This is a genomic window from Pseudomonas sp. c313 (genome assembly GCF_055407145.1).
The window spans coordinates 14,181-31,421 of sequence record NZ_JBUZRD010000012.1 but is presented as its reverse complement, the minus strand read 5'-3'; the positions used below and the strand labels follow the sequence as shown (position 1 = coordinate 31,421).

15 protein-coding genes and 1 pseudogene are annotated in these 17,241 nt (G+C 57.5%); 11 read left to right on the top strand and 5 right to left on the bottom strand.

Annotated features, from left to right (window positions below):
* Nucleotides 1-277: 277 nt before the first annotated feature.
* From ACZRKZ_RS23760 to ACZRKZ_RS23725, 8 genes and pseudogenes are all read left to right on the top strand, one after another.
* Entirely contained in the window at nt 278-592 is a 315-nt protein-coding gene (locus tag ACZRKZ_RS23760; protein ID WP_133098832.1) for an ElaB/YgaM/YqjD family protein, read from the top strand.
* A gap of 2 nt (nt 593-594) precedes the next feature.
* A complete protein-coding gene (locus ACZRKZ_RS23755; RefSeq protein ID WP_133098833.1) occupies nt 595-981 on the top strand; it encodes a phage holin family protein in 387 nt (128 codons plus the stop codon).
* On the top strand, nt 978-1,319 hold the full coding sequence (locus ACZRKZ_RS23750) for a hypothetical protein (RefSeq protein ID WP_149414153.1): 342 nt from the start codon (nt 978-980) through the stop codon (nt 1,317-1,319). The genes ACZRKZ_RS23755 and ACZRKZ_RS23750 overlap by 4 nt, the downstream gene beginning before the upstream one ends.
* 110 nt (nt 1,320-1,429) lie before the next feature.
* Nucleotides 1,430-2,593, top strand: a complete 1,164-nt coding sequence (locus tag ACZRKZ_RS23745; protein ID WP_463982914.1) for an EAL domain-containing protein — start codon at nt 1,430-1,432, stop codon at nt 2,591-2,593.
* A gap of 72 nt (nt 2,594-2,665) precedes the next feature.
* Nucleotides 2,666-3,997: a deoxyguanosinetriphosphate triphosphohydrolase gene (locus tag ACZRKZ_RS23740; RefSeq protein WP_463982913.1), complete on the top strand. Its 1,332-nt coding sequence runs from the start codon at nt 2,666-2,668 to the stop codon at nt 3,995-3,997.
* Between the two features lie 250 nt (nt 3,998-4,247).
* Nucleotides 4,248-4,625 (top strand): annotated as a pseudogene (locus ACZRKZ_RS23735) (response regulator); the annotation flags it as partial.
* Nucleotides 4,626-4,951: 326 nt separating this feature from the next.
* A complete protein-coding gene (locus ACZRKZ_RS23730; protein ID WP_463982912.1) occupies nt 4,952-5,578 on the top strand; it encodes a response regulator in 627 nt (208 codons plus the stop codon).
* An 8-nt stretch (nt 5,579-5,586) separates the two neighbouring features.
* Complete coding sequence (locus tag ACZRKZ_RS23725; RefSeq protein WP_463982911.1) at nt 5,587-9,213, top strand: transporter substrate-binding domain-containing protein; 3,627 nt, start codon at nt 5,587-5,589, stop codon at nt 9,211-9,213.
* 54 nt (nt 9,214-9,267) lie between these two features.
* On the opposite strand, the gene ACZRKZ_RS23720 is transcribed toward ACZRKZ_RS23725, so the two are convergent.
* On the bottom strand, nt 9,268-9,750 hold the full coding sequence (locus tag ACZRKZ_RS23720) for a GAF domain-containing protein (RefSeq protein WP_463982910.1): 483 nt from the start codon (nt 9,748-9,750) through the stop codon (nt 9,268-9,270).
* On the bottom strand, nt 9,747-10,637 hold the full coding sequence (locus ACZRKZ_RS23715; protein ID WP_350613168.1) for an ATP-binding protein: 891 nt from the start codon (nt 10,635-10,637) through the stop codon (nt 9,747-9,749). The genes ACZRKZ_RS23720 and ACZRKZ_RS23715 overlap by 4 nt, the downstream gene beginning before the upstream one ends.
* 168 nt (nt 10,638-10,805) lie before the next feature.
* On the opposite strand from ACZRKZ_RS23715, the gene ACZRKZ_RS23710 reads away from it, so the two are divergent.
* Entirely contained in the window at nt 10,806-13,130 is a 2,325-nt protein-coding gene (locus tag ACZRKZ_RS23710; protein ID WP_463982954.1) for a hybrid sensor histidine kinase/response regulator, read from the top strand.
* Here ACZRKZ_RS23710 and ACZRKZ_RS23705 read toward each other — a convergent pair.
* From ACZRKZ_RS23705 to msrB, 3 genes are all read right to left on the bottom strand, one after another.
* On the bottom strand, nt 13,114-13,575 hold the full coding sequence (locus ACZRKZ_RS23705; protein ID WP_463982909.1) for a MarR family winged helix-turn-helix transcriptional regulator: 462 nt from the start codon (nt 13,573-13,575) through the stop codon (nt 13,114-13,116). The genes ACZRKZ_RS23710 and ACZRKZ_RS23705 overlap by 17 nt on opposite strands.
* Nucleotides 13,572-14,057 carry a glutathione peroxidase gene (locus ACZRKZ_RS23700; RefSeq protein WP_350613164.1) on the bottom strand — a complete coding sequence of 162 codons (486 nt, stop codon included), beginning with the start codon at nt 14,055-14,057 and terminating at the stop codon, nt 13,572-13,574. The genes ACZRKZ_RS23705 and ACZRKZ_RS23700 overlap by 4 nt, the downstream gene beginning before the upstream one ends.
* A gap of 128 nt (nt 14,058-14,185) precedes the next feature.
* Complete coding sequence (gene msrB / locus ACZRKZ_RS23695; protein WP_350613162.1) at nt 14,186-14,578, bottom strand: peptide-methionine (R)-S-oxide reductase MsrB; 393 nt, start codon at nt 14,576-14,578, stop codon at nt 14,186-14,188.
* Between the two features lie 201 nt (nt 14,579-14,779).
* On the opposite strand from msrB, the gene ACZRKZ_RS23690 reads away from it, so the two are divergent.
* Together ACZRKZ_RS23690 and htpX are read left to right on the top strand one after the other, a co-directional pair.
* Entirely contained in the window at nt 14,780-15,991 is a 1,212-nt protein-coding gene (locus ACZRKZ_RS23690) for a pyridoxal phosphate-dependent aminotransferase (RefSeq protein WP_463982908.1), read from the top strand.
* 302 nt (nt 15,992-16,293) lie between these two features.
* Entirely contained in the window at nt 16,294-17,181 is an 888-nt protein-coding gene (htpX, locus tag ACZRKZ_RS23685) for a protease HtpX (RefSeq protein ID WP_133098847.1), read from the top strand.
* Nucleotides 17,182-17,241 lie beyond the last annotated feature (60 nt).

Genomic DNA, 17,241 nt, shown 5'->3' with positions numbered 1-17,241 from the left:
CCTCCCTCCTCAGAGGGTGTGAACCGCTTTAGCGCAGCGAGGGTTGAAGAAGGCAATTACTCCCTGGTTTTTCCGCTAGTTTTAGTTATTTAGGGTAAGGTTTTTTAAGGCTTTGCCCGCAACCGCCCAAATTCAGCGCAAACCGACAGGTTTGCGCACCAAGGCAAAGCAAAAGCTGTACCAGGCATTTGCAGTGAACCTTCACTGACGCCGATGACTCGAAACCAAAAGCTTCAATAAGCTCGAAAGCACCCGACAGCCACTCACGGAGATAACCATGGCCAGCAAAACGGCAAAGACTGCTCAAGAAATACTGATGGCGGATTTTCAAACCCTGGTCAGCGATACCGAAAAGCTGCTGGACGACACCGCGATACTGGCGGGTGACCAGGCGGATGAACTGCGTACAAAAATTCACGACAGCCTGCTCAAGGCCCGTGAAACCCTGCAACTGACCGAAGACTCCCTGCGCGAACGCAGCAAGGCAGCGGTCACGGCCACCGAAGACTATGTCCAGGCCAACCCTTGGCAGTCCGTCGGCATCGCTGCCGGCGTCGGCTTTCTGATCGGCCTGTTGGCTACAAGGCGCTAATCATGTCTATAGGCGAATCCGGCTCGTCCTCGGGCCCAAGTTCCTCATCGCGGCGCCTGGGCGCTGCAGTCCTGGGTTTGCTGCACAGCCATGTCGAGTTGTTCGGCATTGAGTTGCAGGAACAGAAGGCACGCACCGTCAGCCTGTTGCTGTTCGCCGGGCTGGCATTGGTGTTTGCTCTGCTGTTGCTGGTGGGCTTGTCGGCGCTGGTGATGATCCTGGTGTGGGATACCTATCGCCTGACCGGGATAATCAGCCTATGCGTCTTCTATGTGCTGGCTGCGGCGTTCTGTGGGTTGCGCTTGAAGGCGGCCATCTTCGATGAGTCCACTCCTTTCCACGCCACCCTCGAAGAGCTGGCCAATGACCGTGAGCGCCTGTTGCCATGAGCCTGACTGAACTGCCGCAAACCAACTCCCGGCGGGAAATGCGCAAGGCGTTGATCCGCCTGCGCATGGAGATGCACCGCCAGGAAATTCGCCATGAGTCCCAGAACCTGCTGCTGCCGCTGCAAAAGGTGCGCAACATGGGGCAAAGCTGGCAGGACGGCTTTGGCATCAAGCATGCGCCGCTGTGGGGCGTAGCCGTGGTAACGCTGCTGGGCTTTCTCACCGGCAAAGGCGCCAAGGGTGGCGGTATCGGCACCATGACCCGCCTTGTGCGACTCGGCGCCGGGCTCATTCCCTTGATCAAACTGGCGATGCAGGGCGCCTCGCGCAAGAACTGACAGACGCTGGCTGCATTCTTGCACACGGATCAGGCCCGGTACCCTTGCATAGGGACCGGGCCTTTTTCATGTCGACTCTTTTCCCATCAGACGTAACTTAAGGAGGCTCTGTGATCGACGGGCAACCGCTCGCCTGCTTTCAGCCATTCATCGATACCGCCACCGGGCGCATTGCGGGAGTGGAAGCGCTGGGACGCCTGCGCCAGGCTGGCGGAGAGATGCGCTCGGTAGGCCCGTTGTTTGCCGATCCGCGCACGCCCACTGTGGCCTTGCGCCGCCTGGATCGGCAGATCCGCGACAACGCCTTGAGCCGCCTGCACGAAGCGCCCGAAGACTGGTTCCTGAGCCTGAATATCTCACCGCACTGGATCACTCACCTGCGCCCCGGCCAGCCTTTACCAAGTCTTAAACAACTGCAGGCCCACGGCGTCGACCCACGGCGCATCGTGTTCGAGATCACTGAACTGGGGGGAGACAGCCTGCGCCTGGCTGAAGTGGTGGCGCGCTATCGTCAGGCCGGTGCGCGCATTGCCATCGACGACTTTGGCGCCGGCTACTCGCAACTGGATCGGGTGCTGGCCTTGCAGCCGGACATTCTCAAGCTGGATATGCGTCTGTTCCAAGCCGCTGCCCTTGGCGGCCCCAGCAGCGACGTAGTACGGGCGCTGGCGCAGATGGCGGAGAAAACCGGCTGCTGGATCATCGCCGAAGGTGTGGAAACCGAGGCGCAACTGAGCTTTGCCCTAGAGTGTGGATCGCGCTATGTCCAGGGCTATCTGTTTGCCCAGGCGCAACTGGACTGGTTCGCCGCCGACGCTTTTGTACCGCGCTTCGCCCAGTTGCGCGCGGCTTATGTCCAGCAGAAACTGGCAGAGCGCGGTCGGATCATGCAACTGCGCCAGCAACTGGTCGAACTGATGCAGATCCTGCAAACCTGGGCCCAGGCACAAGCACCCCTCAGCCAGTTGCCGCAGTTACCGGCCTTCCCCTGGCTACTGCGTTTTTACCAGTGCGATCGCCATGGCACGCAGTTGACGCCCAACTTCGAGTGGCGCCAGGACGCCTGGCAGGCCGACAGCCGTTATCTGGGGCACAACTGGTCATGGCGTCCTTATTTCTACTATTTACTGGCCGAGGGCTGGGACGAGCGCCGCCTGACGCTCTCCACCACCTACCGCGACGCCACCACCAATCAGTACTGCCTGACAGCAGGACAATTCTTCGATAACGGTCAGCGCTTGCTGTTAATCGATATCGACGCGGTCGGCTTATAGTTTTCCTCTTGCGCCCAAGGGGCTGAACCGGGAAGCTGGAAAGCGTTATTCACCGCACGGAGAGACCCTGACTTGGATTGGCCCACCCTGCTTACCCGCGAACGCCTTGGAAAATCCCTACACAGCCCGGAAGAACTGGGTCGCAGCCCGTTTCACAAAGATCATGACCGGATCATCTTCTCCGGCGCTTTCCGCCGCCTGGGCCGCAAGACCCAGGTGCACCCGGTCTCCAGCAACGATCATATTCACACCCGGCTGACCCACTCCCTGGAAGTCAGCTGCGTCGGGCGCTCCTTGGGCATGCGCGTGGGCGAAACCATCCGTAACGCGCTACCCGACTGGTGTGATCCCAGCGACTTGGGAATGGTGGTGCAATCGGCCTGCCTGGCCCACGACATTGGCAACCCACCGTTCGGCCATTCGGGTGAAGATGCGATTCGCCACTGGTTCCAGCAGGCTGCAGGCCGTGGCTGGCTGGATGACATGAGCAGTGCCGAGCGCAACGACTTTCTCAACTTCGAAGGCAACGCTCAAGGTTTCCGGGTACTGACACAACTTGAATACCATCAGTTTGATGGTGGCACCCGCCTGACCTACGCCACCTTGGGCACCTACCTGAAGTACCCGTGGACCGCCCGCCACGCCGATTCCCTCGGCTACAAAAAACACAAGTTCAGCTGTTACCAGAGCGAGCTGCCGATCCTTGAACAGATCGCCCAGAAACTAGGTTTGCCACAACTGGAAGAACAACGCTGGGCGCGCCATCCATTGGTGTATCTGATGGAAGCGGCCGACGACATTTGTTATGCCCTGATCGATCTTGAAGATGGCCTGGAAATGGACTTGCTGGAATACGCCGAGGTCGAATCGCTGCTACTGGACCTGGTGGGCGATGACTTGCCGCAAACCTATCGCCAGTTAGGCCCCCTCGATTCCCGGCGACGCAAGCTGGCCATCCTGCGGGGCAAGGCCATCGAGCACTTGACCAATGCAGCGGCACGGGCCTTCGTCGAGCAGCAGGACGCACTGCTGGCTGGCACCCTTGAAGGTGATCTGGTGGAGCACATGCACGGTCCTGCCAAGCGCTGCGTACTGAACGCCAAGGACATGGCACGCAAGAAAATCTTCCAGGACAAGCGCAAGACGCTGCATGAAATCGGCGCCTACACCACCCTGGAAATCCTCTTGAATGCCTTCTGCGGCGCCGCCCTGGAACAGCATGGTGGTCGTACACCGTCCTTCAAGAATCGGCGCATCCTGGATTTGCTGGGCAACAGTGCCCCCGATCCGGATGGGTCACTGCATCGCTCGTTCCTGCGCATGATCGACTTCATTGCCGGCATGACCGACAGCTACGCCAGCGAGATGGCGCGAGAAATGACCGGGCGTTCAAGCCCCCAATAAAGAAGCGCCCTGTCGGGCTGTCCTGACAGGGCTATTCCCCTGAAAGAATCTGCCTACGAAAGGAACAGAGCAGACTGATCGAATTAATCCCAACACCCGATGAATAATCACGCGCCTTCTTATCCAATACAGCAATCAACGCCTACATTCCTGCGACCCAACGACAGTTCGACACATGACTCGCGGGCCGTATCGGTACAAGCCTTGGTTGGAGTCATTCCAGCATGAGCCATTCTCATGGAACCCCCCTATGCTCAAACAACAACCGCGCATCCTGTTAGTGGAGGATCACCCCTTTCAACTTCTGGCCACCCAATGCCTGCTTAAAATTTTCGGTTTCAACCAACTGACACCGGCAGAGAATGCCGAGCAGGCAATAAAATTGATGACGCTGGCTCAAACCCCCTTCGACATCATGCTGTGCGATCAATGCCTGCCAGACCTGCCAGGACTGGAGTTGGTAGAAATAGCCAGCCGCGCAGGGTTTATACGATATGCCATCCTGCTGAGTGGACTGCCCGCTGTCGAACTGGAAAACCTCAAAGTCCAGGCAATACAACGTGATGTCCCCTTGCTCGGCTACCTGGTCAAGCCTTTGAACAAGGAGCAACTTGGCGCACTGATCAGCCGGGCGGTATTTGGCAGGACTAAACAACATCATCAAAACCCAGCCAACTTGAAGCACAGCGACATTGAACGTGTAGGACATTAAACATCCAGCCATTACGAAATTTCGCTATTGCCCAGCCGTTCGATAGCTAGTTTTCGAATCCTCATACGCCACATGCAAAATCCTTAAATCTCGTCAAAGAAAGCCTTGGCAAAGGGTAATCCATTACATTTTTTTATGTAGGATCTTTCCTATTTTACATCTGCCCAGCATTCACCTCACGCCCCCGCATCAACTTCTGAGCTAATGTGCCCGCTTTATTTTCACATACATGGAATTTGATCATGAACTCAGTTTTTATTATCGACGACCACCCCGTTATCCGACTTGCAATTCGAATGCTGTTAGAACATGAAGGTTACAAAGTAGTTGGAGAAACGGACAACGGTTGCGATGCAATACAAATGGTCCGCGAATGCCTTCCCGACCTGATAATACTTGACATCAGCATCCCGAAACTTGATGGCTTGGAAGTGCTTTGCAGGTTCAATGCCATGAGTTCCCCCATGAAAACCCTGATTTTGACGGCCCAATCCCCGACACTCTTCGCAACACGCTGCATGCGATCAGGTGCTGACGGCTATGTCTGCAAAGAGGGCGACTTGAGTGAACTGCTAAGTGCCATAAAAGCTGTTTTATCCGGGTACAACTATTTCCCCAGCCAAGCACTAAATAGTAACTGCTCAGAAACTAGCGAAAACGAAGAATTAAACCTCTTCAAATCAGTCAATGACCGCGAACTTATGGCTTTGCAACTTTTTGCACAGGGCAGAACAAACAAGGAAATAGCCAAAGGTATGTTTCTTAGTAACAAAACAGTCAGCACCTACAAAAAGAGACTCATGCAAAAACTTAAAGCCACCTCTTTGGTAGAGCTTATCGAGATGGCAAAACGCAACGCGTTAGTGTGAGAAACAGAATGCCCAGGCGCTTAAAGGACTTTCTAATCATATTGAGTACAGGTTTGTGCTTAAGCACAGCCGTGCCTGCCACTCTAACTGCTCAAGAGCGTTACTCACTGCTGAGTCGTGTAGGCAGTGTTCAAATGGATACTCAACTGGATAAAACACAGCGCCAATGGCTACAAAGCAAACGCGAGTTGGTGCTGGGTACCTCAGCACCCGACTATCCACCCTTTGATATCACCGCCAGCGGTCATGACTATGAGGGCATCACAGCCGACTATGCCGGCATCCTGTCCAAGGCACTCGCATTACCCGTCAGCGTGCTGCGCTACCCAACCCGAGAAGCGGCGATCCAGGCATTGCAAGCCGGCGAAGTAGACTTGCTGGGCACTGCCAACGGGTTTGAGGCGAGTACCCCCGAGATCGTCCTGTCAACGCCCTACGCCGTGGACCAGCCTGTGCTGGTCACCCGTGAAGGAGAAAACCGCTCGCTCAGCGACGGCCTGATCGGCATGCGGTTAAGCCTGGTCTACCACTATCTGCCCCTGGCGGAAGTCGAGGCACTGTACCCAAAGGCAATTATCCAGGCCTATGCGTCCTATCAAAACGCTCTCAACGCCGTTGCCTTCGACCAGGCTGACGTATTTCTCGGCGACACCATCTCTACCCACTACATGATCAACAAGGGCTATCTGAAAAATATTCGCATGGCCAACTTCGGCAAGCACGAAGCCTACGGTTTCAGCTTTGCCGTACGCCGGGATCAGCCCATCTTGTTGAGCATCATCAATTCCGTCCTGGGGGTCATTGCAACCAACGAGCAGGAAAACATCTCCAAACGCTGGAGCGCCGGCAGCGACATATTGCTGACCGATCACAAACTGCAACTGAGCCAGCGCGAAGAGCGCTGGCTCAAAGAGCATCCCGTGGTAACGTTGGTCATCAATGAAACCTTCGCACCGATGACCTTCCTCGACGCAGACGGCACCCTGCGCGGCATCACTGCAGATCTTCTGGAGCTGATTCGGCTGCGCACCGGTTTACGCTTCGAGACCCAGCACTCCCGCAACCTCAACGACATGATCCAGCAGGTAGAAAGCAACAAGGCCGATATCATCGCAGCAATCATCCCCAGCACCGAACGGAAGGCCAAGCTGAGCTTCAGCCGGCCCTACCTGGAAAATTCCTATGTACTGCTAACGCGCAAAGGGCCTGACGCCCCCTCAAGCCTTGAACAACTGACGGGCAAACGCCTGGCGATAACCGAAGGCAACCCCTTGGTGAGCTATTTGCGTCAAGCGTTCCCGCAGATCAAGTTGGTGGAAGCCAGCGATACCTTCAAGGCCTCGGAATTATTGGCCCAAGGGCACGTGGAAGGTGCCGTCAGTCCGCTGGTGGTCGCCAACTACTTCCTCTCCTCACAGGTATTCCAGGACAAATTGCAGATCAGCTCCAGCATCGGCACCCAACTGGCCTCCTTTTCCCTGGCCACCTCACGTAGCGCCACCGAGCTAAGCTCGATTCTCGACAAGGCATTACTCAGTATTGCCCCGGATGAACTGGGGATCATCAATAGTCGCTGGCGTGGTTACACGGCGGCATCCGATAGCTATTGGCGTAACTACCATCACCTGATTCTCCAGATCATCACCGGCGCAGGCCTCCTGCTGCTGACGTCCCTGACCTGGAATGCTTATATGCGCAGGCAGATCAAGCACCGACAGATGGCTGAGCGTGCCCTCAACGACCAGCTCGAATTCATGCGGGCCCTGGTTAACGAAACGCCTCATCCGATCTATGTACGCGATCGCAACGGATTGCTTCAGACCTGCAATGACAGCTACCTGCAGGTTTTCGGCGTCAGGCGCGAAGAGGTGATTGGCAAAAGCGTTATCCAGATCGGCCTGGACATCGATTTGGAGGCCCGCCAATACCACGCCGATTATCAACGGGTAGTCGCCGAAGGCAGTCCGTTGATTCTCGACCGTTCGTTGCACATTCATGGGCAAAAACTGACGATTTACCACTGGATTCTGCCGTACCGCGACTCCACCGGCGAGGTCAGGGGGATCATTGGTGGCTGGATCGACATCAGCGAACGACGCCAATTATTCGATGAACTGCGGGCCGCCAAGGATCGTGCAGATGAGGCCAATCGTGCAAAAAGCACATTCCTGGCGACCATGAGTCATGAAATCCGCACCCCCATGAATGCAGTCATCGGCATGCTTGAGCTGACCCTCAAACGTGCCGACCACGGCCATCTGGACCGTCCGGCCATCGAGGTCGCCTACAACTCGGCGAAAGACTTGCTGGAGCTGATCGGCGATATCCTGGATATCGCCCGTATCGAATCCGGCCGCCTGAGCCTGGCACCCGAGCGGGTCAATCTGCGGGAACTCATTGAGTCGGTGGTACGGGTCTTTGATGGCTTGGCGCGCCAGAAATCCCTCAGCCTGTTACTGGAGTTCAACCGCAGCGTCGAACATACCGATGTGCTGATCGATCCACTGCGCTTCAAACAGATCCTTTCCAACCTGGTGAGCAATGCCATCAAATTCACTGAGCTGGGCCAGGTGAAGATCAAGGTGGATGTCCAGGCCACCAGCCAGACACAACACGTCAACATGAAACTGGTGGTCGAGGACACGGGCATCGGGATCACCAGGGACGATCAGCAACGGCTGTTCGAACCTTTTGCCCAGGCTGACAACTCAGGGCATTTGGCCAGAAGCGGTGCAGGCCTGGGGCTGGTGATCTGTCGCAGCCTGTGCGAAATGATGGGCGGGCATCTGAGCTTGAGCAGCGTGCCCAGAGTCGGTACCCAGGTGTATGTTTCGCTGAACATGACCAGCCTGGCGCCGACACATCCCGTGATTGAGTTGAAGCCGGTGGTGGTGGAAATCGCAGCCGTACTGAACGTGCTGGTGGTAGACGATCACCCGGCAAACCGCTTGCTCATATGCCAGCAACTGGGTTTCCTCGGCCATCAGTTCACAGCGGTCCAACATGGCGCAGCAGGATTCCAGGCATGGCGCCAGGAACACTTCGACCTGATCATCGCCGACTGCAATATGCCGATCATGAACGGCTATGAATTGACCCGCTCTATTCGCGAGCACGAGCAACGGGAAAACATGGCGCCCTGTATTGTCCTGGGCTTCACCGCCAATGCCCAGCCGGAGGAGAAACAACGCTGCAAGGACGCGGGCATGAATGACTGCCTGTTCAAGCCCATCAGTCTCACGACCCTGGAACGGCACTTGGCCGAGGTCAGACCCCTGCCTTCCAGCAAACCTTTCAATCTCGACAGCCTGCATGCACTTACCGGCGGTGATCCGGCGTTAAGCCGGCGCCTGCTGGAAGAGCTGTTGAGCAGCAGCCGCAATGATCGTGGTGAACTCATGGCGTTGCTGGCACAAGGAGTCCGGCAGGACCTTATCGACCAGGCTCACAAGATCAAGGGCGCTGCCCGGATCGTCCAGGCCCGTGCATTGGCCGAACATTGCGAAGTCCTGGAACAGGCCTGCGACAGCACTGATCAGCCGAGTATCGATCCTTGGGTCAAGGCAATCGAGGCGTCCATGCTGGAACTGGAGCGGACCCTACAAATGCAACTGGACAGCCTGACAAGTCGTTGACGACAGACTGTAACCTGGCTGCAGGTTGCAGCTGCAGCCAGGGCCACTACTCATTCAACAATCGGTAAGGCGCAGGAAAATCGCTGCCAGCTGTTCAATACCGACCTGATCCCCAGGGGTAAAACGCGCCAGCTTCGGGCTGTCCAGGTCCAGAACGCCGATTAGCCGTCCGTCCTTGACCAGCGGCACCACCAATTCGCTATTCGACGCGCTGTCACAGGCAATGTGCCCTGCAAAGGCGTGAACATCGTCCACCCGTTGTGTCTGCCGCGTGGCCGCAGCAGCGCCGCAAACACCACGCCCAAAGGGAATGCGTACACAGGCTATCTGCCCCTGGAAAGGCCCAAGCACCAATTCTTCATCGCGATTGAGGTAGAAGCCGGCCCAGTTCAAGTCATCGAGCTGATTGAACAGGAACGCCGAAAACTGCGCAGCGTTGGCGATAAAGTCCCGCTCATCGGCCAACAACGATTCCAGCTGTGCGTAAAGCATGTCGTATCCATCAAGGCCGGTACCGGCCTGCTGCAAATCGATCATGGCTGACGCTCCAGCAATTTGAGGCCAACCCAATAGCGGGCGAACTGATAAGCGCAACGGCCGTTGCGATTACCGCGACCGGTTGCCCAACGTACCGCGAGAATGTCCAGCGCTTCGTCACGTTGCCACTGCAAGCCGGCCTTGCTGGCCAGCTCACCGATCCAGTGCTCGACCACGTCGAGAAAGTGCTCCTGGTTGAACGGGTAAAACGACAGCCACAGGCCAAAACGATCAGACAAGGCGATCTTGTCTTCCACCGCTTCATTGGGGTGCAACTCGCCATCAACCATCTTCCAGTTTTCGTTGTCGCTCTGGTTTTCCGGGACCAGGTGGCGGCGGTTGGAAGTGGCGTACAGCAAGACGTTTTCCGGCGCCTGCTCCAGGGAGCCGTCGAGTACGCTCTTGAGGACCCGGTAATCGCTTTCGCCGGCCTCGAACGACAGGTCATCGCAAAACAGCACAAAACGTTGTGGCAATTTGACCAACTGCTCGACCACCCGTGGCAGGTCGGCCAGGTGATCTCGCTCGATTTCGATCAGGCGCAGGCCGGCCTTCGCATGCTGGGCCAGCAAGGCGCGCACCATCGAGGATTTACCGGTGCCGCGCGAGCCCCAGAGCAACGCATGGTTGGCCGGCAGGCCATCGAGAAACTGTTGGGTGTTACGGGCCAACTGCTCGCGCTGTTTGTCCACACCGATCAAGTCGGACAAACGCATGTCCAGGCTGACTTCCAGCGGTAACAAGAAGCCACTGCGGCCTTCACGCTGCCAACGGGCGGCCAGGCACTGATTCCAGTCAATGGCCTGGCGAGGCGCCGGCAATAAAGGTTCCAGACGAGCAAGCACCGCATCGGCCCGCTCAAGAAAGGCATTCAATCGAGAATCCACGACTATTCCTCTGGCAAGTTCTTGTAAAAGATGGCGTATTGGAAACCCTGACGCAGACCGCACAGGGCTGCACCTGAATAAATCGATTCATGCCGGGCAAGGCCGATAGCCTCTGATGTTCAGCTATGCTTGCCGGGCGAAGGGAAACGTAAAGTGGTTCAGCACCCGATGGATATCAAGTTCACCCACCGCTTGTCTTATAAACAAGCCAGACTGACTGTGCTGGTCGGTTTCGTCTTGGGAACCTTGCTCAGCCTGATCCAAATCGGTATTGATTATGCCAGCGAAGACGCCTCCATCAACCGGGAAATACGCTCGCTGATTGAAATCAGCCATGACCCAGCCTCACGCATCGCCTACAACATCGACGCCGAACTGGCGCAAGAGCTGACGCTGGGCCTGTTGCACTCCCCTGCCATCACCCGTGCCCAACTGATCGACAACAACGCAACGGTACTGGCCGACGTTGATCGACCACGCAAGGAAAGCAGCTACCGCCCCATCAGTGACTTCCTGTTTGGCGCCAATCGCCAGTTCGAAGACCGGCTGTTCCTCGCCCACATGCCAACCGAATCCCTTGGCGTCTTGCGCCTCGACGTCGACACCTACACATTCGGCAGCCGCTTTCTTCGGCGCGCCGAGATCACCCTGCTCAGCGGTTTTACCCGCAGCCTGATCCTGACCGGGATCTTGCTGGGATTGTTCTACGTGATGCTGACCCAACCGCTGGTGCGGATCATCCGCAAGCTGAGTACCCGCAACCCACGTGGCGCCGCCCAAGGCCGCCTGGACTGCCCGCCAGGGCATGAACACGACGAGATTGGCGTGTTGGTCAACGTCGCCAACCAACAGTTCGAAAACATGGAAGCCGAAATCCAGCAACGCCAGCAAGCCGAGGACCGTCTAACCGAGTACCTCGGGCAACTGGAAAATATTGTTTCTGCCAGGACCACCGAGCTCAAGGCGATCAACCACCGGCTGAGCCAATCCAACGAAGAATTGGAAGCCGCGAAGATGACGGCCCTTGGCATAGCCCAGGCCCGTGCCGCCTTCCTGGCCAACATGAGTCACGAAATTCGCACGCCACTTAATGGGCTGCTGGGAATGATCGCCCTTTCCCTGGACAGCCCGCTGAATGCCGAGCAGCGCCAACAGCTATCGATTGCCCATGACTCAGGCAAAGTCCTGGTGGAATTGCTCAACGATATTCTCGATATGTCCAAGTTCGATGCCGGTCAGCTTGAGCTGGAGACGATCCCGTTCGACCTTGGTTCGCTGGTGGAAGACACCGCCAATCTGTTCTCGCAAAACGCCGCGCCCAACGTCGAGTTGACGTGCCTGATCGACCATCAGTTTCCCGCCCAGGTCATCGGCGATCCGACCCGGGTCAGGCAAATCGTCAGCAACCTGCTGTCCAACGCCTTGAAGTTCACCCGCTTTGGCCGGGTCGATGTGCGCCTCAGTGCGCACAACGGTCGAGTCAGGATCGAGGTCTGCGACACCGGCATCGGCATTGCCCAGGATGCCCAGGTGAAGATTTTCCAACCGTTCACCCAGGCCGGCGCCGGCATCACCCGCCAGTTTGGCGGGACCGGACTGGGGCTGGCACTGACCCACAGCCTTTGCGAAGCCATGCGCGGCCGCCTGAGCATCAGTTCGGAACCCGGCTTTGGCAGCCAGTTCTGCGCTGACCTGCCTCTGCCCACCCATATACCTGTCGTGCGCCTGGCGCCCCTGACGGGCGAGGTGCTTGCCATTACCTCTGCCAGTAGCGGTCTGGCGGAGCTGCTGAACACCCTGTTGCCCAGTTGGGGGCTGACGCCGCATTGCCGCACCATCGACGATGACTTGAGTGGGCTCAAACCCGACCTGCTGATCACCGACTGCGCCGAATGTCTGTTCCGCCTGCGCCCGACGATTAGTGCGCCGATCCTGCTGGTCACCGCCTATGGCAACTTCATGCCCAGCGAAGAAGTCGCCGCCCTGGCCCCTTTGCAACAACAGGCGCGGCCATTGAGCCGCAATGCGCTGTACCAGATGTTGCATCGCAACCTGCGCCCCGACACAAACATCGTCCTTGACCTTGCCCAGTTGGAAGCCGGCCCGATCACCCATCGGGCGCGCATCCTGCTGGTGGAAGACAATCCGGTCAATCAGTTGGTGGCCAAGGGCATGCTGAGCAAGCTCGGCTGTGAGGTGATCGTTGCGGCCCACGGTGGCGAGGCCCTCAAGCTGCTTGAAGAACAACGTTTCGACATGGTGTTGATGGACTGCAACATGCCGGTCATGGATGGCTACGAGGCAAGCCGGCAAATTCGCCGCAGCGGACGCTGGCCGGAACTGCCAATCGTCGCGCTGACCGCCAACGCCCTGTCCGAAGAACGAGAGCGCTGCCGGGCCGCGGGAATGAATGACTACCTGGCCAAGCCTTTTCGACGGGAAGAACTCAGCGGCCTGCTCGACCTGTGGGTGCCGACTACGACAAGCCTTTGATCTGCCTGAGCAACTGATCCAGGCCGTGGCGCAAGGCATCTGCCTGACTCAGGTCGACGCCACTGTCACACAGCAAGCGAGCCTTTAGCGGTTGAACCCTGTCACGCAGGCGCCCGCCCGCCTCGGCAAGACTCAGGTGCACCTCACGTTCGTCGCTGGCACTGCGCTGACGCCTGACCAGGGTCAATTGCTCAAGGCGCTTGAGCAGCGGCGTCAAAGTGCCGGAGTCCAGTAACAGGCGTTCGCCCAATGCCTTGACCGTCGGCTGCGGTGGCGCCGCATCCTGCCATTCCCACAACACCAGCATCACCAGGTATTGCGGATAGGTCAGGCCCAACTGATCGAGCATCGGCTTGTAGGCCCGCGTCACCGCACGGGAGGCTGCGTACAGCTTGAAACACAACTGACTGTCGAGGGCCAGGGACTCGTTGGGCAGGTCGGTCATTTGAGCAACGCTTCGATCTCTTGGGTCAGTTCCTGAGGTTTAGTGGTGGGCGCGAAGCGCTTGACCACCTGGCCGTCACGGCCGATCAGGAACTTGGTGAAGTTCCACTTGATACCCTTGGAACCCAGCAAGCCCGGCGCACGCTGTTTAAGTTGCACAAACAACGGATGAGCCTCGCCACCGTTCACATCGATCTTCTTGAACAGCGGGAAGCTGACACCGAAATTCAACTCGCAAAATTCGGAGATGGCACCTTCGTTACCCGGCTCTTGCTTGCCAAACTGGTTGCAAGGGAAGCCCAGCACCACCAGCCCCTGGTCCTTGTATTGCTGCCAGAGTTGCTCCAGACCCTTGTATTGCGGGGTGAAGCCGCACTTGCTGGCGGTATTGACCACGAGGATCGCCTTGCCGGAGAAATCGGCCAACGTCTTTTGCTCACCTTTTATGGTGGTGCAAGGGATGCTCAGCAGGTTGTCGCTCATGGCAGTGCCTCGAAAGAGATAAGGAGGCCTAAAAGATAGTAGGCAATTCAATTGCGTGCAATTTAATTTACCAGACTTATACCTTGACATAGCCCCCCTGCAGGCGCGAGTGCCTGCAGGGTTACTGTCTAGCGTGCCACCAGATCCAGGCACACAGAATTGATGCAATAGCGCAAACCGGTCGGCGGCGGGCCGTCAGGGAACACATGACCCAGGTGAGCATCACACTTGGTGCAGGTGACTTCAGTGCGAACCATGCCGTGGCTGACGTCACGGATCTCGACCATTGCCTGCTCGGCAATCGGCTCGTAGAAGCTGGGCCAGCCGCAGCCGGAATCAAACTTGGCCTTCGAATCGAACAACGGTTCATTGCAGCAAATACAGTGGTACACACCGTCGACCTTGGAGTCGTTGTACTTGCCGGAAAACGGCCGTTCGGTGCCCTTGAGGCGACAAACGTTGTACTGCTCTGGGTCGAGCATTGCCTTCCACTCATCAACGGTTTTCTGCAACTTTTCCATCGGTACACCTCGGCAACTGAAAAAGCCTGATCTGTGTCTTTTCCATGGATCAGGCGGCACGTATGATTGCGCCTCGTCAAAACGCCAGTCTGGCACCCGTTTTACCGGCATTCAAACGTATTTATGGGTGCGCCAGCGCAGGATTCCCAGCACGGTAGTGTCCACGCCGTCTGGATCGTTCATTTTCGGGATCACATCGCCATGCAGGTCAGCAAATCGAACAAGCTCGCCAACGTCTGCTACGACATTCGCGGCCCAGTGCTCAAGCACGCCAAACGCCTGGAAGAGGAAGGCCATCGCATCCTCAAGCTGAACATTGGCAACCCGGCGTCCTTTGGTTTCGAAGCGCCGGATGAAATCCTCCAGGACGTAATCCGCAACCTGCCCACCGCCCAGGGTTACAGTGACTCCAAGGGGTTGTTCAGCGCCCGCAAGGCGGTGATGCAGTACTACCAGCAAAAGCAGGTGGACGGCGTCGGCATCGAAGACATCTACCTGGGCAACGGTGTATCCGAGCTGATCGTGATGGCCACGCAGGCCTTGCTCAACAACGGTGACGAAGTGCTGGTACCGGCACCCGACTATCCGCTGTGGACTGCCGCCGTGACCCTGGCCGGCGGCCATCCAGTGCATTACCTGTGTGATGAACAAGCCAACTGGTGGCCGGACCTTGCGGACATCAAGGCCAAGATCACCCCCAACACCAAGGCACTGGTGATCATCAACCCGAACAACCCCACCGGCGCCGTCTATTCCAAGGAAGTGCTGCAGGGCATGCTCGAACTGGCTCGCCAGCACAATCTGGTGGTGTTCTCCGACGAGATCTACGACAAGATCCTCTACGACGATGCCGTGCACATCTGCACTGCATCCCTGGCGCCGGACCTGTTGTGCCTGACGTTCAACGGCCTTTCCAAATCCTACCGGGTAGCGGGTTTCCGTTCCGGCTGGGTGGCTATCTCCGGGCCCAAGCACAACGCGCAAAGCTACATCGAAGGCATCGACATGCTGGCCAACATGCGCCTGTGCGCCAACGTGCCAAGCCAGCACGCGATCCAGACCGCCCTCGGTGGCTACCAGAGCATCAATGACCTGGTGCTGCCGGCCGGTCGCCTGCTGGAACAGCGCAACCGCACCTGGGAACTGCTCAACGACATTCCCGGCGTCAGTTGCGTCAAACCCATGGGCGCCCTGTATGCCTTCCCGCGGATCGACCCGAAAGTCTGCCCGATCCACAACGATGAAAAGTTCGTCCTCGACCTGCTGCTGTCGGAAAAGCTGCTGGTGGTCCAGGGCACGGCGTTCAACTGGCCGTGGCCCGATCACTTCCGCGTGGTGACTTTGCCGCGCGTGGATGACCTGGACATGGCCATAGGTCGAATTGGCAGCTTCCTGAAGTCCTATCGCCAGTAATGAGTATTTCCACTGTACGACTCACTTAAGGTCGTACAGCGATTATCTGGCAACACATCTGTGCCTGACACGGGCGCAGGCATTTACAGCCCCCACCTCGCCCCTCTGGTCGCGCACCCGCCAATAACCATGGGGCTGAGCGGGGATTTTCACCGACCTGCAAACTCGGAAATCCCCTTCAAAGCTTTACATTCAGGCTGTAGGACACAGTTTGAAATAGTCGCCCTGTTGAATAGCCCAGTGCCGCACCTTATATACCCCGCAGTACGCAACACATTAAGCATGAGGAGAATTCTACAACCATGATGCGCATCCTGCTGTTCTTGGCCACTAACCTGGCGGTCGTGCTGATTGCCAGCATCACCCTGAGCCTTTTCGGCTTCAACGGGTTCATGGCGGCCAACGGGGTTGATCTGAACCTCAATCAGCTGCTGGTTTTCTGTGCGGTTTTTGGTTTCGCCGGGTCGATTTTCTCGCTGTTCATCTCCAAGTGGATGGCGAAGATGAGCACCAGTACCCAGATCATTACTCAGCCGCGTACGCGGCATGAGCAATGGCTGATGCAAACCGTCGAGCAATTGTCCCGCGAAGCCGGAATCAAGATGCCCGAGGTCGGGATCTTCCCGGCCTATGAAGCCAACGCGTTTGCCACGGGCTGGAACAAGAACGATGCTCTTGTTGCCGTCAGCCAGGGCTTGCTGGAGCGTTTCTCGCCCGATGAAGTGAAGGCCGTGTTGGCCCACGAAATCGGTCACGTGGCCAACGGTGACATGGTCACCCTGGCGCTGGTACAAGGCGTGGTGAACACCTTCGTGATGTTCTTCGCGCGCATCATCGGCAACTTCGTCGACAAGGTCATCTTCAAGAATGAAGGCGGCCAGGGTATTGCCTACTACGTGGCAACCATCTTCGCCGAACTGGTACTGGGCTTCCTCGCCAGCTCGATCGTGATGTGGTTCTCGCGCAAACGGGAATTTCGCGCTGACGAAGCTGGTGCCCGCCTGGCCGGCACCAATGCGATGATCGGTGCCCTGCAACGCCTGCGCTCCGAACAGGGTCTGCCGGTGCATATGCCCAACACCCTGACCGCCTTCGGCATCAACGGTGGCGTCAAGCAAGGCCTGGCTCGCATGTTCATGAGCCACCCGCCACTGGAAGAGCGGATCGACGCCTTGCGTCGTCGGGGCTAACGAGCTGGTAGCGACACAGAAAGGGGCGATTGGATCGCCCCTTTTTTTGTGGGCGCCTCT

Coding starts and splice junctions, on each gene's coding strand:
- ACZRKZ_RS23760 (WP_133098832.1), top strand. CDS start 278: ATGGCCAGCAAAACGGCAAAGACTGCTCAAGAAATACTGATGGCGGAT.
- ACZRKZ_RS23755 (WP_133098833.1), top strand. CDS start 595: ATGTCTATAGGCGAATCCGGCTCGTCCTCGGGCCCAAGTTCCTCATCG.
- ACZRKZ_RS23750 (WP_149414153.1), top strand. CDS start 978: ATGAGCCTGACTGAACTGCCGCAAACCAACTCCCGGCGGGAAATGCGC.
- ACZRKZ_RS23730 (WP_463982912.1), top strand. CDS start 4,952: ATGAACTCAGTTTTTATTATCGACGACCACCCCGTTATCCGACTTGCA.
- ACZRKZ_RS23725 (WP_463982911.1), top strand. CDS start 5,587: ATGCCCAGGCGCTTAAAGGACTTTCTAATCATATTGAGTACAGGTTTG.
- ACZRKZ_RS23720 (WP_463982910.1), bottom strand. CDS start 9,750: ATGATCGATTTGCAGCAGGCCGGTACCGGCCTTGATGGATACGACATG.
- ACZRKZ_RS23710 (WP_463982954.1), top strand. CDS start 10,806: ATGGATATCAAGTTCACCCACCGCTTGTCTTATAAACAAGCCAGACTG.
- ACZRKZ_RS23705 (WP_463982909.1), bottom strand. CDS start 13,575: ATGACCGACCTGCCCAACGAGTCCCTGGCCCTCGACAGTCAGTTGTGT.
- ACZRKZ_RS23700 (WP_350613164.1), bottom strand. CDS start 14,057: ATGAGCGACAACCTGCTGAGCATCCCTTGCACCACCATAAAAGGTGAG.
- msrB (WP_350613162.1), bottom strand. CDS start 14,578: ATGGAAAAGTTGCAGAAAACCGTTGATGAGTGGAAGGCAATGCTCGAC.
- ACZRKZ_RS23690 (WP_463982908.1), top strand. CDS start 14,780: ATGCAGGTCAGCAAATCGAACAAGCTCGCCAACGTCTGCTACGACATT.
- htpX (WP_133098847.1), top strand. CDS start 16,294: ATGATGCGCATCCTGCTGTTCTTGGCCACTAACCTGGCGGTCGTGCTG.